Source organism: Paenibacillus sp. FSL R7-0163, from assembly GCF_037969975.1.
Taxonomy (GTDB): Bacteria; Bacillota; Bacilli; order Paenibacillales; family Paenibacillaceae; genus Paenibacillus_AQ; species Paenibacillus_AQ odorifer.
Window position 1 is genome coordinate 5,275,529 of the sequence record NZ_CP150224.1, and the last position, 15,563, is coordinate 5,291,091.

Below are 15,563 nucleotides of genomic sequence, written 5' to 3' on the forward strand. Positions count from 1 at the left end.
TAGATCCCTCCTGTATGTCCTTATATTTCAAAAAAAGACCGGGTCAGAGGCCACGCCCCTGCCCCGATCTTCTCTTACGTTGATGTTTTACTTGTTGTTGGACGCTTTCCAGGCATCAATTTGCGATTGCGCTTCAGCGATAATTTTGTCCAATCCAGCTGCCTTGAATTTCTCAATAGCTTTCGGTAGATACTCGTCAGGATCAACGGTTCCAGTCATCAGTGGTGACCAGTATTCTTCTTTTACGTTCTGAACCGCAGCGATTTCAGTGGTCACCTTAGAAGTGTCGAAGTTAAAACCAAGCAGCGGTGCATTTACACCGGATTCATTAAACTTTTTGAACTCTTCCCATTTGTTCTCAGGGTCACCCTCGTTCAAATAGTTGATCATGATATTGCCCAGCGAGAAGGTTGGCATGTCATAGTTCTTGGATTCATCCAGGTTCTTCATGGAATTCTCACCAGTCTTCTCGTAGTGCACGCCTTCGATTCCGGAGTCAATCATGTTGCGCAGCACCGGATCGGTGTTGAGCAGGTTCAGGAACTCCATCGCTTTCTCCGGATATGCGGAGTTAGCCGAGATGGCTTGCATCGAACCCATAACGGACCAGTTGTAGATGTAAGGTTTGCCAGCTGGCGTGGAAACTACAGGATAGCCGTAGCTTGCCGACCACAGATTGTCCGCCATCGGCTGGGTAGCCGCGCGATCCATGAACCAGTTCGAAGATTTATATAGATCATCCACCGAAGTTGTAGTTGCTACTTCCGGCGAGATATAACCTGCCTTGTAATATTTGCGAACGGTTTCAAGAGTGCTTTTGAGTTCTGGGGATTCCAGAATGTTCACGATCTTGTAATCCTTCGTGTCCATATAAACAGCCATTGGCATCTTTTCAATGATGTAGTCGAACGGCAGCACTGGCATGAAATCCTTCACCATAGCGTAAGGCGTGATGCCCGGTTCATTCTCTTTGATCGTCTTCAGCAGTGGTTCAATGCTTTCCATTGTGTTCACCCCGGAAATGTCGAGGTTATATTTGTCGAGCAGCTCTTTATTGAAGCGCCAAACTTCTTGCGCCGGAAGCTCTTTGTTGGCAGGAACGGCATAATTATGTCCATCTACCTTGGAACCTTCCAGGAACGCCGGATCAATCGTGTCTACGATGCCTTTTCCATATTCATTAAGCAGGCTGTCCAATTCCATAAAAGCGCCTTTGCGGGCATTTTGCACATAATCGAACGCCCAAGAGCACGTAAAGAGAATGTCCATGGGTTCACCAGCGGCTACTTTGACCTGCATTTTTTGTGTATAATCACCAAAATCAATCATATTCATCTTCAGGGTGACATTTATCTTCTCTTTAGTGTACTTATTGACTTCTTCCACGACACGGTCCAGATCCTTCTGCGGTCCGCCGATCGTGTACCAGATCAGTTCGACTGGTTTCTCGGATGATGCACCGTCGCCTCCCGCTCCTGAACTGTTAGTTGCCGCGTTGTTTGAATCGCCGCCACATGCGCTGAGCGCAAGCGAGAATGCCATAAGTGATGTCAGTAACAGGGAAAACCTTTTTCTTTTGTTGTTGCCCATTCCTATATAACCTCCCCTTTGTTTACCTCAAGATCGCTGGCCTAATCCGGAATTAAACCAGCAGCTTTCTCCTTCAAGGACTATCTTTACTGTAATTTATGAAAGCATTTTCAAACAGAAGATAAACTAAATAAATCATGTAGAAAATAAAGAAAAGCTTGCAGCGGGGGGCCGCTAGACAAGCCCTTTGTACTCCGTAGGAGATATCCCGACATGCTTCTTAAATTGTTTGTAAAAATATCCAGTCTCCCAATAACCTACTTTGAGAGCGATTTCATGAACTTTAAGTGAGGTATTCCGCAACAGCTCCTTCGCCTTCTCAATCCGGTATTTATTGATATATTCGGTGAATGACTCATTCACCTCTTTATGGAACAGCTGTCCCAAATACACCGGGTGAATATGGTATTGGGCACCGAGGGTCTTCAGTGACACATCTTCATTGTAGGACTCATGGATATAATTCAGCACCTGCTGCACGACTGGACTCTTTACGTCCCGAACTAAGGCGTCTACCGTAATGGTAGCGGCTTCCTGAATAATCTGAGTTAGTTCATTTATGGAAACTGTGGAGCGAATGAGGCCAAAACCGTCTGCGAAAAGCTCCGGTTCTTCCACATGACGGATCTCCTGCAGCTGCATCTTGAAGCGGATCAACCATTCCATGGCAATGCCTTGCAGCAGCACAGGTGTAATCCCCTCCATTTGCCGCAGCTGCTCAAAATGATCCTGGATCCGCACCAGCAGCGCTTCCTTATCCTTCGCCATAATCAGCTTGAGATCATCTTCCCAATTCAGCGGCATACCTTGGACAGCAACCTCATGCCTGTCCTGAACTTCCTCATAATGCAGCAGATTCCGCTCTGGAAACAGCATGAAATATTCCTGAGTCATCTTTGCATGGGCATAACTCTGAGCCGCAGCCTCCTCCATCTCCTCCACCGTTCCTACGGAGAGACGCATTGGCGGACCGCCAGTTAGGGATAACAGCAGCTGCGCATGAAGCCTCTCCACCGCTTCTTTGCCCTGCTGATACTCACTAAGCAGATGCAGCAGCACGGTATCTCCATCCATATCCCGGAATGCAATCAAAGACGGGTTACCGCCTACAACCTCTTCCACCGCTTGGAATAGCTCGGCAGCGTCCTGTTCAGGGCGAAGCAGAGCTACCTGCACCAGCGGCTTATCTAGTCTAAGTCCCAGAAAATCAGTCCGTTCGCTGAATTCCTTCGGCCCAATCTGGCACCGCAACCAACGGTACATCACATTATCGCGCAGAATGGAAATACTATGCGCATTGAATTGACTCTCTTGGCGGGAGACACCCAGCTTCTCGGCGGCAGTTACTAATGTTGCCCGGAACTCTTGCAAATTAATAGGCTTGAGCAGATAATTTTCAATGCCGAGCGCCATTCCCTCCTTAAGATATCCAAATTCATCATAACCACTGAGGATAACAACTTTGATCTCCGGTTGAATCTCCCGCACAGCCCGGATCAGATCCAGTCCGTTCATCAGCGGCATGGAAATATCCGTAATCAGAATATCCGCTGGGACAAACCGCAACGACTCCAGCGCTTCCTGGCCGTTCTCGGCGTGGCCGACAATCTCCATCCCCAGTGCTGCCCAATCCACAATGTCATATAATCCTTCGATAATAAAAGGCTCGTCGTCCACAATGAATATTTTATACATGGTTTGGATCATCCTCTCCCAGATCGGGAAAATACACAGTCACGGTTGTGCCGGTACCCGCTTCGCTTTGTAATTCAATGCCATACTCACTGCCATAAAGCAGCTTCAAACGTTCATGAATACTGCGCAGGCCGAATGATTCCGATTGTTCATCTGGCTGCAAAAGACCTTCTTTGAGCTGGACCAATCTGTCCGGGGCAATCCCCCGCCCATTGTCTGTAACTACCGCACGCAAATATTTGCCATCCTTGGCCACAGCCACACTGATGTGATTATCATTCTTGTCCACGCGCATCCCATGCAGAGTGTAGTTTTCAATGATGGGCTGCAGCGACATTTTGAGTACAACTCTTCCGGTAAGCTCTTTCCCGCATTCCATTGTATAAGAGAATTTATCCTTATAACGGATGCGGAACAGCTCCAGATATAAACGGCAGGCCTCTAGTTCATCCTTCATCGTATGCTTGGGTTTCTTGTGAACATAGCTTTTGAACAACACCGACAAGCTGTAGATCATCTCCCCGACATCTGAAGCTCCTTGAGAGATGGCCCTCATCCGGATCACCTCTAAGGTATTGTAGAGAAAATGTGGGTTTACCCTGGCTTCAAGCGCGGCAATTTCGGTATGTTTTTGCTTGATTTCAGCCTTGAACACACGGTCTATATGAAGATTCAGCTCATCCAGCATGTCGTTGAAGCTCTTGGAGATCTGCCCCAGCTCGTCTTCTCTGACATCGGTAATCCGGGCATCCAGGTCACCGTTTTTCACTTTGCGGGTGAACTTGATAATTTTATGAGTCCGTCTGGCAAAATTATTGATAAATAAAGTGGGCGTAATAATCGCAAACAACAGGCAGATCAAGCAGATAATGAAGATCATGTTCCGCAATCCCCTATAGGTGGCGGCTAATTCCTGCTTAGGCACAGCACTCAACACAGTAAATCCGCCTTGGGTATGAGTCTGCTTAGTAATGATCATCCCGCCAACTTCTTCACCATCTGTATAGGCGGAATTCATCTGCTCGGGATAAGGATAGCGCTTTCCATAATAAGTGCCCGAGGTATCAAATAACACATCCCCATCCGCTGCCAGCACCAGAATCTTTCCCTTGAAGTCATCCTTATAATTGCCCATACTCCCCCAGACCTCGCTGGCATCAAAATAGACTAGAAGCTGACCAATGTTGCGCAGTGATATCTTGTTATTGACCGGGGTACGAACCGTAAACATCGGCCCCTCCGGAGATGAGATTGCCTGACTGACCCAAGTGTTTGGAGCGGTGACACTGCCTTCCTCCTCCAGATACAGCGCATCCGGTACAAAAGAATGGGCTGCATTAGTGGAAATAATCTGAAATTTGCCTTGGTCGTTATAGACATACAACTGCTGCTCAGCTGCACTGTAGAGCATTAAACTGCGGATATCAGGATCATCTTCAACTTGATTGCGAAAAAACTGCACGGTATCCGTCGTAGCATTACTTTCGTTGAAATACCGGTCCAGCCGGTACCTCACGTAATCTTCATACGGGTGCTCCAGCAAATACGACGTATTAGCAGTCAGCTCCGTGTCCCGGTACACGTCCCGCATCATAGACTGTACAGAGTCATATTTCTGCTCAATATAGCTGTTGATGCTCTCCACGGTACGTTTCTGAATCTCCATCTGCCGCTGCACTACGGCCTGAGACATGAGCAAGAACATCAGGTAAGAGAAGGTGATAATGGTGACCACGGCAATGACTGAGAAGAGCAGGATGATTTTCATAAACAGATTATTCTTCAGATACTTTCTGTACAATTTCCCCGGAAACATCAGCAACCTCCTACAGCAGGGGGGAAGCCTAAGCTTCGCTGCTTGTCATTATGAATAAAGTATAGCATGAGGTGCTTCCTGCCTGTGGCTGGTAAAAGCTTGCATTCCTCCGCTAAGCAAAGACAGTCTGCCCATGGAGCAAAGGGCTCCTTGGGCAGACCGGGGTGGGACTATATAATCTACCGGATGTAATTCAAGATGAACTGCGCAGCCTCGGCACGGGTCGCCAAGCCACCGGGTACAAAATTCCCGTCCGTGCGGCCATTCACCAGACCCAGTGATGACGCAGCATTCACGCTGTCTGCCGCCCAGGCTGCTACCTCACCGGAATCGGTGAATGTTGCCGGGGCTGAAGACTGAAGCGCTCCATGCTCCAGTACATAGGCACGCATTAGCATAGTCACAATCTCCTGGCGGCTGATGTTCGCACTCGGATCGAAGTGTTCAGCAGTGCGTCCGCCTACAATACCTGCCCGGACCAGACGCGCCAGGTCCTGCTCATACCAGACACCAGATGGCACATCACTAAATTTCAATTCCGCCTGAGCTTGCAGTCCCAGCACGCCAGCCAGCAGCTTCACAAATTCCGCTCTTGTAATACTGCGGGCGGGCTCAAATCCATTTTCGGAAGTGCCTTGTATCAGATGTTTAGCCGCCAGCTGGCGGATAGTGTCCGCAGCCCAATGGGTAGACGGAACGTCAGCGAAGGATTTATTGTACTCCAGCACAGCCAGCCTGCCTGTTCCGCTAAACTCTCCTAGCAGGAAGCCATTCGCGTATACTCCGCCGAGATAGGTAAGCGAACCCCCTTCAGCAATAGCATATAAACCAAGCAAATTAGTATTATAATCCGTATTTGCTGCACTCCATTGTATGGTTACTGGTTTGCTGAAGCTTGGAAGACGATTAGATGTACCATTCCCCGCGATGATGCTCAGATCAAACGTCATACCCGTACCCCGCAAGACCACCCCACGCACTGCTTTCAGTGTGCTCATGTTCAAAGTCTCCGGGCTGAGCTTCACCTGAATCTTGCTGCCTGAAGCCTGGGCTTCATTAAGCAGAGCCTTCAATTGCACCAGCAATTCCGGCGCAATACCAAGTGTGGTGCCCGAGGCGGCCAATTCAAGTTGACGGATCCCTAGCAATTCACCTGCATTTACAGGCAGCTCGATAGCTGTAACGCCTGCCGGCACATTTACCGTCACTTTTCCGTTCTCAGTAGATGTACTGAGTGCACTTGCTGGAACAGTCAATGTTGCACTAGTCGGACTTGGAAGCGGCGTTGCTGTCGCTGCCGGAGTCGTTCCGCCAGTTCCCGTACCTGTCCCTGGAGCCGATGTCGGCTGCGGTGTAGATACAGGAGTATTGTGGACCTCCAAATCAATAATCCCGCTCTTTTGAACAGCCGTATAAGGGCTGCCATTCAGTATTTTGGTGTTGGTGACTACGGCCGTGTATTCGCCGCTGTCTGTTTCTTTTGCAGAAGCAATCGTATAATCACGCTCCACAGCGCCTTCAACGGCCTGCCCGTTTTTCAACCATTGGTAGCTTAACTCGCCATAAACTGCAGAAGCCACTACGGCAAAAGACACCTTATCACCTGCAACTGCCGGATTCTTATCTACGCTATAAGCGGTGATAATTGGCGCATCCGGTGCCGGATGTACTGTCACCGTAAGTTCATTACCGGTTCTTGTTGACGGTTCCGTTCCCTCTTTTCCAGTCAGAACCACACGGAACTGCGTACCGCTGTCTGCTTCAGAAGCAGTAAATGCGTATACCGCCGAAGTCACGCTCTCCGCCACAGTCCATTCCTCTGCGGTTGCTGCCTTCGTCTCCCAGTGAATCGATTCCACATCCCCGCGGATCTGTACGAACAGCTTCACCTCTTCACCGGTAATGACATCAAGTGCAGATGGAAGATCGGTTATGAAATCAGGCGCTTCCCATGGTGCTTCAGCCGGAGTTACGTTAAGTGTGTACTCTGCTTCACTGCTGTCACCAGATTCATTGGTGACGATGACCTTGTACTTATCGCCATCCATCACTGTAGTCAAAGCAGGGATAGTATAGGAGGCGGACACTCCCAACGCATCTCCATAACCGCTGCCCGTGTCCGCATACCAGGCATAAGTCAGCTGCCCTGCGCCAGTGGCAACTGCCATTAGTGTCGCGGACGTATTTTCACGAAAGGAGCCTTCCCCTACGATCTGCACCTTTGGAGCTTGCAAGGCCCACTTCGCCTGCAAGTTCAGCTCACCGGTTATCAGATCTTCGGCAAAATTCCATCTTCGCGCACCTTCTCCTTCTCCAACATACCAGCCTTCCAGGTCATAACCCTCTCTGTCAATGCCCGTAGGCTCCAAGAGCAAAGTGCCATATACAGCCTCGGCCACAGTATTTGCTGGCTCACCCCCATTAGCATCAAAGAGAACGGGATAGCTTCCTTTCAGATAGACCGGTTTGGAGCGGTTGCCTGCATAATCCTCCATCACCACATGCACTACTTTTGCCGTCGAGGTGAAGCTTAAGCTCGCCTTAGTTGTCCGTCCACGGATAATCATCGGCTTATTGCCAGAGCTATACGTTGTGGCAAAAGATTTCGCATTCCCATCCTCATACACATACATATACCGCCAGTCTCTGGTATTCGGCATCGGCAGATTCAGCTTGCCGTCCGTCCAGGACCATTCTTCCGCGTAAGGTTCCGCGACCGTGTCGATGAACCGGCCGCTGACCGAGACTGGATTGGTGTTGCCTGCGGTAACGGTGACAATGTAATCATCGCCGTTTACCGGCATCCCCGTGAACAGCGCAGTGCTTGCACCTGCCGGGACAACCACTTGCTGTGACACCGGTTCGGATGTCGTAATCCAATTCAAGGACTGCACTCGAACGGTAATGTCACCGGAAGCTTGGGCGGAGTTCGTCCAGTTCACAGTCAACTCCCCGTCCGCGCTTGAATCCACCTTCACTCCGGAAACCGCCGCATCCAGATCAAAAGCCAACGATGCCGCTTCACCCTCCACTCCATCCGCACCCACTGCAACCACTTTAAGGGTTCCAGATTTCACCGGGAGATGCTTCAGATAGAACACCTCATCGTATTTGCCGCCCATAAATACATCATTCACGTACACATTATATTGCTTGATCTTAGTGTAATCGGGATCTAGCTTCCACTTCACAACCATTTCACCTGTATCTGTAAAAGCTTCCGCAACTGTTAATTCCGCAGGAGCTGCGGGCTTTACGGCAGACCCGTCATAAACGCGCAGCTGTCCGACGTTCATCTGGTAGGTGGACGCTGTTCCTTGCCCGGGATCGAAGACCAGTCCAAGGGCTACAATATTATGACCCGCGTATGCACTCAGGTCCAACTCCTTTGTCACCCAACCTTCCGAGTGCTGACCACTGTTTGGAATAGCGACCTCTACTACGGTATTCGGATCATCAGCCAGGATGAGTCCTACCGCCATCGCCGAAGCATCCGTGGCAGATGGCTTATTGAAGCTGATCGACAGCTTGGAGTTGCCATTGACCTCCAGCTCTGTTTTGTACAGACGCAAGAAGTTCTTCGCATTCAGATTGCCGTTCACCACCAGTGAACTGCCACCGTTATACGCACCGATCTGCTCATAGTTGTAACGGTTTGTACCCGCAAGGTTGTACTCCGGTCCATAATCAAAATCTACAGTAAGCTTATTGCCAGCAGTATCTTGCCACCACTGCCAAGTCACTGGGATATCCTGCAGGCTCATATTAGACCACTCATCCGGGTTCGATATTTCACCGTTCACGGAATAGGACAAGCCCTGTCCAGTGTTAAAATTGGTATAAAAGTTCTTGTCCTTAATTACCGAACGCTCCGCAATGACGGAGGAGATTCCCGGCCAGTAACGGTTGTCGGCATAAACATCGGAAACGGTATTGGTTGCAGATTTGACCGTATTCTTAGGGTCCACGTTCGGGCCTGACCACCATAGCTGCTCACGCAGTTTTGTCATCCATTGGTAGTCATTTTCGGATCTGTGCGAGACCGGGTAGGACAAGTTCATATCCTCATCCAGACCGGCATGAACAAAGTCCGCACCGAGTGTAGCCAAGCTGAGCCGTGGCAAGCCATTGCTGTCCAGCTTGTTCATCAACGCTGTTCCGTTAACGGACTTGAACCGGTCGCGGCCTGCTTCCAGCCCTGCAAAACCAACGTCAAACAAGTTGTAGCTTGTTCCCAGACTGGCATTCAGATTGCTTAAGTAATTAGCCGCGTTGGTAATCTGTGTATTGCCAGCCCCGTAGTCGAAGAAAAACGAATTGGAGACGGGTTCCTTGGTGCTTTTATCCACTAAAAAGGAGATATTGGTATCATTAATCGTCCGGGCGAACGTATTAGCACCGGTATTGGTGTTCAGAGAGTCATACCACTGTACATATAGGCCGCCCTCTTGCAGCACCTTCATAAAAGCGATGTAATCGGGGATATCCTGGGTCGCGACATTCGGATTCATCTCTTCCTGATTTACAAAATAACCGTCAAACCCGAAATATCCGGCCATCTCGATCAGTTTATCCGCCACCGGAAAATTACCATTCTCGTCTTTAACTATCATTTGTTTGTACGTCTGCTGTCCACGGTCATTATTGGAAAAAAAGATTCCCGCCAATGACAGCACGCCGTTCTTATGCGCTGCATCGGTGTAGGTAGGGTTCGGGATATTCAGCATGCCGAATTCGAACCATTTTTGCTGCCAGTCCTTCTGGGCCAATTCATCATAATATTCCGGCGGGGTGTACGCAGTTGCTGTACCGTGCCAATAGGAGTAGTAATCAATATATTGCCAAAAGTTAAAATGATACTGCGCAAACTTGTTCGTATACGGCGCGTTCTCAATAAAAGCATTCCCGTAGTCGCCAGCAACGTTGATCATCTGTGTGTCTGCGCTAAGCGCTGGGTTAGCTTGGGTTGCAGCAAATGGGGCATTCCGCTTCTGCAGCGGCACCCGCGATCTCAACAGCTCTGCATCCGGATCAGTTGCCGGACTCCAGTTCGCAATATGGCTGCTCGTATATCCATGTACATTAGGCTGATTGGCACCCGGCGCACTGTCTCCTGTAAAAGGCCACGTATCGCCGGCGTAAGCCGTTAGGGGAAGTCCTGAAACTAGCAAAGCTGCCGCCAGAACAGCTGATGTCAGCTTACGACGCGCCTTTTTACCGGTGTGAAGGTTCATTTTCCACTCTCCTCGTCCTGTAGTTGTTTCGGTTACTCTCATCCATGAAGCGTAATGTGTGCTCAGTATATCGCCGAACAGCAAGTAGATTACTTCTGTTATCCCGTCCCTCTGCCGCTCCTACCCTCTTCTGCCTGCACATTCTGTATCCAACCACATATGTGCAAGCGCATTCATATTTGTCGGCAACCCCCCTGTCTTACTTTGATTAGTCCACCCTAATCTAACCCAGATCTTTCCTTACAAATAGCCGCAAAATTAAAGATATGCTGGATAAATTAAAGATTATCGCGCCAGCAGGGATCGATATCCTGGCAATGAGTGGGTTGTTAAACATATGTTGGTTGAAAATATAAAGAGGATAAAGGAGCGTGGCCTCTTTTGCCTCTTATCTCCGCCACTCCGCCGTATTCGCTCAAATCAGAGGCACTTTTGCTTCTCTTTCACGCCGCACCACCGTATCGCCGCCTCCCTCAGACTACCCAGCTACGAAAAAAAGATTGTCTCTCCGTCATCAACGATGACCTTGAGGCAATCTTTTTTCAAACCATCCGATTTAGTTACTTTCCTTGCTTCTCAAGCAAGTTCAGAATGATTGTTACTGCTTCAGCCCGGGACGCTACCTGGTTAGGTGCGAAACGATTTTGTCCTATGCCATTCACAATGCCCGCGTCTGCTGCTGCCGCAATATATGGTACTGCCCATGCGGGTACATCCTTAGCATCATTGAAGGTTAAGGTCGCTTTTGGATCTACTGTAATGCCCAGAGCCCTAACAACCATAACTGCTAATTCAGTGCGAGTAAGCTCCTGCGTAGGACGGAAGGTACCATCGTCATAGCCGCTGATAATTTGCAAAGCTACTGCCTGAGCTACAAAGGACTTAGCCCATGCCGGAATCTTCGCTGAATCCTTAAAGCTTGAAGTGTTACCACTGTCCGGCAATTGCAGGGCACGAGCCAGCATAGTGATAAATTCAACCCGATTTACTTTCTGATTAGGACGGAAAGTATTATCCGGATAACCGCTAACGAAGCCTCCTGCTACTGCCTTCTCAATAGCCGCTGCTGCCCAATGGCTGCCAGTATCCGTCAATGATGGTTTGACTACTGGCGTTGCAGATGGTGTAGGCACCGTTGTTGGTGCTGGTGTAGCTGTTGGTGCTACTGTTGGCGTTGGTGTTGCTGTCGGTTTTGTTGTTGCCACTGGACCTGTTGATGATCCTGTTGTTGGTGCTGCTGTTGGTGCTGCTGTTGGTGCTGTCGTTGGCGCCGTTGTCGGTTCCGTTGTTGGTGCTGTTGTCGGTTCCGTTGTCGGCGTTGTTGTAGGTTCTGGTGTTGGGTTTACTTCAGGATCTGCTTCCTTAATAATACCGAACTCTTCCAGAACGTATGGTTTAGCATCATTAATATTCTGATCGATCTCATAAGATACAGCTGTTAATTTGCCAGCATCTACAGTAATACCTACAAAGGTCTGAACTTGACCGCGTTTTGGACGCGTAGCATCACTTGGGTCCGGTCCGTATTTAGCTGCTGTATTCTCATTTGCTACTTCGAAGAGATTATAATACGCATCTCCCAATTCTGGTTTCATGTTCTTGTAATAAACCTTCGCTCCCGCTGTAGCTGGGATCAGATAAATCGTTCCATCTGGATTTACTGTGTACTCTACAGTTTGACCATTGAAGCTTTCCTTGATCTTCACTGTGTCTGCCGCAGTTCCATCAGCTTTAATTGGCTTGGTCCGGGCATAAATATGGTCGTGTCCTTGAAGAACCAAGTCAATGCCCAGTTCAGCCATCATTGGAGCAACCTTCGCTCTTTCTCCATTTGTACCCATAATGTCTTTGTCAGTAGCATGGTTAGAGGTTGTGTATGGACCTTTATGCATAGCTACGATAATCCACTTCGCACCAGCAGCCTTCGCTGCTTTTACGTCAGCCTTCATCCAATCCAACTGTGCTTGGCTGAAGTTAGCAAATTCATCTGAATTCTCATTTGTATTTAGGACTACAAAGTGAGCATTGCTGTAGTCATAGGAATAATATGCTCCAGTTTCTGTTGCAGAGCCCGGTGCTTCCTTAATATTGTAGTGCTCATAGAAGGCATTTGCCTTATCCTCATGATTCCCCGCAACAGGCACGATGGTCGTGTTAAGCAGGGTATCCTGCGAATGACCAAGCAACCAATTCCATTGTGATTCATTAGTTCCGGTATCTACGATATCTCCGTTAATCGCCACAAACTCAGCATTCGGGAACGTCGTAAGTGCTTTTGCCATCGTTTCACCGGAAAGAATCGCTTCATCTTCGGTCTTAGCCTGTGTATCAGCCAAATCGATGAAAGTAAATGCTCCTGTCTTAGCGGCAGTTTCAAAAGTTCCCACTGCACTCCACAGGCCTAGTGCTTTATCACCTACACGGAAGTAGTATTTTGTATCAGCTTTCAGGCCAGAAGCTTCCGCTTTATGAACTAATTCATCCTTTGAATTTCTGGAAACCGCCGAACGTCCTGTAAACTCAGCAGCCTTAGCAAAGTCTGGAGTAACGCCCGTATTTTCTACAACCTGCAGATCGTTTCCAGTAGACTTCAACGCTGTGTACCAAGTGAAGCCTTTTGCACTCACTGGGTCGCCATTAAAGGTAACTGTAACCTTTTTAATCGAATCCGTTGAAGCGATAGCAGCTTCTGAATTTGTTCTTTCACTTACAGCTTTGATAACAAATTGATAGGTTTGGTTTGGATTAGTATTTTCTACAGTGTAAGTATAAGAAGTTTTACCTTCTTCATTAGGAACACTGGCCGTCCAATTTGCGGATACCAAATCATTTTGCTCATAAATACGATATCCAGACACTGGTGCACCGGAAGCAGGCGCATCCCAAGTCAACGTTATTTTACCACCATCTGCTGCAGTAGCCTTTGCATTTTGCACAGGTTTAACTGCTACTTCCGATTTATGAATGCTGTAGTTATCATACAAGTCTGTAGAACCACCAGTTGTTGTGGTGTAGGCTTCGTAAGATAGCTCATCATTCGTTACCGTCATCCCCGTGAACATTTCCTTGCCAGGCTGTCCGTATTTAACTGCAAAAGGGAATGTTCCTGAAGCTACGTTGTATTTCTTATTGCCCGCTGCATTTGTAATCAGGTATAAAGTACCCTTAGGATCAGTTACTACTCCGTTTGAGTCCGGAACAATATCCGTCAATGGTTTGTTGTTGTACATCTGATAGCTTCTAGCAAAGGTGTGGTCATGCCCGCCAATTACCATGTCGATACCAAGCTCATCAAACACCTTCGTTAATTGCGCTCTGTAAAAGAGTACATCTGTATCATTGGTGTGATTGGCAACGGAATAAGGAGATTTATGCAGAAGCACAACCTTCCATTTCTGATTGCTTTTTGCCGCTTCGCTCCGAAGCCACTCCACTTGTTTATTGTAAATTTCGTTATTCTCAAGATTCGAGCTTGCACCATAATATTCTGTATTAATTACCATAAAGTGCGCTGAACCGTAGTCAAAAGAATATACAGAACCATCAGGTTTCGCACCTGTATTCGATACATTCGGCAAGTTAAAATGAGAGCTATAATTGCTATAATTTTTGCTTTCATGGTTGCCTACCAAAGGCACCAACGGAATATTCGCTAAAATATCCTTAGGCTTATTGAAAAACCATCCCCATTGCTCCTCAATATCACCGTTATCCACCAAATCACCAGAATTCAGAATAAACTCACTTTCCGGGAATTTAGTCAATCCTTCTTGAAGGGTATGATTCCAGATATCAAAATCTTCTTCAGTTGTCCCTTGGGAATCCGTTGTATATAGGAATTTAAAAGCTTGGTTGCTGGAACGTTCTGTCTTAAAAGTTCCTACGTCGCTCCAATTATCAGCTTGTCCATCTCCAGCACGGTAAGCATATTCCGTGCCCGGCTGCAGATGATCCGCTATTACCTTATGGCTGGTTAGCACAAGTGGTTTTTTAGCTGATTTATCCGCTTTTGTCATATACACACTAGTTGTAACGGATGTTCCTTCATACAATTGAGCTCCTGCCGCTGGAAACTGGCCATTCTCCAATTTAGAAGCTTCTACCACTTCCAGTTTGGTGCCAGTCACACTTTCAGGTGCATACCAGTTAAATCCCATACTAGTCTGCGGGTTGCCATTAAAAGTAATTGCGATAGAATCTGGCTTCCCAACTCCAGGTTCTACTGTCTCCACTACAGGATAAGCAATCAGGCTCATATCCCAATAAAGGTCAGAGCTAGTGTCGCCTGTCTGGTGAACCTCAGCTGAAAGCTCATTACTTCCATCCTTCAGATTGGCTTTTACGATTTCCGTTAGGTCAACCTTTGTATACTCATTTGGATCACTGCCATTAGTTGTACTAAGTGTCTGATAGTCGATTTCACCAGCTGGCATAGCCTCGCGGTAGATTTCTGCACCGTTCAGATACAGCACAACTCCGTCATCAAATGCAAAATTACCCAATACTTTATCCGATTTTGTAATTTCTTCCTTATTCACAGTTACATTTGTCCGGAAATAGGAAGTACGATATTTCTTCTTTTTATCCGAGCCGTAGCTTATATTTGTATTCAGAGCACCAAATTGCTTGCTGCTGACTCCGGCCCCAGAATCTTTATAACCAAGCGGCGCTTGGCCTGATGCCCATGTAGAATCATCGTAAACAGACCGCCATACCGAACCTTGATCCGTTCCGTTATCTAGATATTTCCATGTAGAATTGCCCGCCAGTAGTGTAATTGGCTCTAGCGTTTGTAATTGCAGTAATCCAGCATCCTCATTGCTGTCTTCTGCAAAAGCTGGCATTCCTGTAAATGTAAGTCCCAGTACCATAACGAAGGCTAGTGTCATGGATACTGCTTGTTTAAATAACCTGTTCATAATCAGTCTCCCTTACTGTTATTATGAAATGCTTGCATCCATTCATAGTAACTACTAAATATTTTCACAATGTACGGATTAATCCACTAGTTTGTAAAAACGGCTTGTGTATTTAATCAGGCAAAAGTGGTTACAGTAACGGCAAGGTTATGATCAAGGAGGACAAACATGGATGATACTCAAGCTTTTGTAGACAAAGTACACGACACCCAGAAGAAAGCAGAAAAGAACAAACAGAATCACGGTAAAGGAACACCAAGCCAAAAGCTGCCTAATAAACAGCACAGTAAATAGAACACGCGGACACGA

At 47.6% G+C, this 15,563-nt stretch carries 6 protein-coding genes; 1 reads left to right on the forward strand and 5 read right to left on the reverse strand.

The features are described 5' to 3' along the window. Window positions 1-87: 87 nt before the first annotated feature. From NST45_RS23240 to NST45_RS23260, 5 genes are all read right to left on the reverse strand, one after another. Complete coding sequence (locus NST45_RS23240; RefSeq protein WP_036684926.1) at window positions 88-1,590, reverse strand: ABC transporter substrate-binding protein; 1,503 nt, start codon at window positions 1,588-1,590, stop codon at window positions 88-90. 174 nt (window positions 1,591-1,764) lie between these two features. After that, window positions 1,765-3,285, reverse strand: coding sequence for a response regulator transcription factor (locus tag NST45_RS23245; protein ID WP_036684924.1), 1,521 nt, complete (start codon window positions 3,283-3,285; stop codon window positions 1,765-1,767). Continuing rightward, complete coding sequence (locus NST45_RS23250) at window positions 3,278-5,101, reverse strand: sensor histidine kinase (RefSeq protein WP_076215491.1); 1,824 nt, start codon at window positions 5,099-5,101, stop codon at window positions 3,278-3,280. Before NST45_RS23250 ends, NST45_RS23245 begins: the two co-directional genes overlap by 8 nt. Window positions 5,102-5,280: 179 nt before the next feature. Beyond that, window positions 5,281-10,335, reverse strand: a complete 5,055-nt coding sequence (locus NST45_RS23255) for an S-layer homology domain-containing protein (protein ID WP_081388163.1) — start codon at window positions 10,333-10,335, stop codon at window positions 5,281-5,283. 560 nt (window positions 10,336-10,895) lie between these two features. Beyond that, window positions 10,896-15,254: an S-layer homology domain-containing protein gene (locus NST45_RS23260; RefSeq protein ID WP_076215487.1), complete on the reverse strand. Its 4,359-nt coding sequence runs from the start codon at window positions 15,252-15,254 to the stop codon at window positions 10,896-10,898. A gap of 168 nt (window positions 15,255-15,422) precedes the next feature. Between NST45_RS23260 and NST45_RS23265 the strand changes: the two genes are divergently transcribed. Next, window positions 15,423-15,548, forward strand: a complete 126-nt coding sequence (locus NST45_RS23265; RefSeq protein WP_051491363.1) for a DUF4023 domain-containing protein — start codon at window positions 15,423-15,425, stop codon at window positions 15,546-15,548. Window positions 15,549-15,563: the final 15 nt, after the last annotated feature.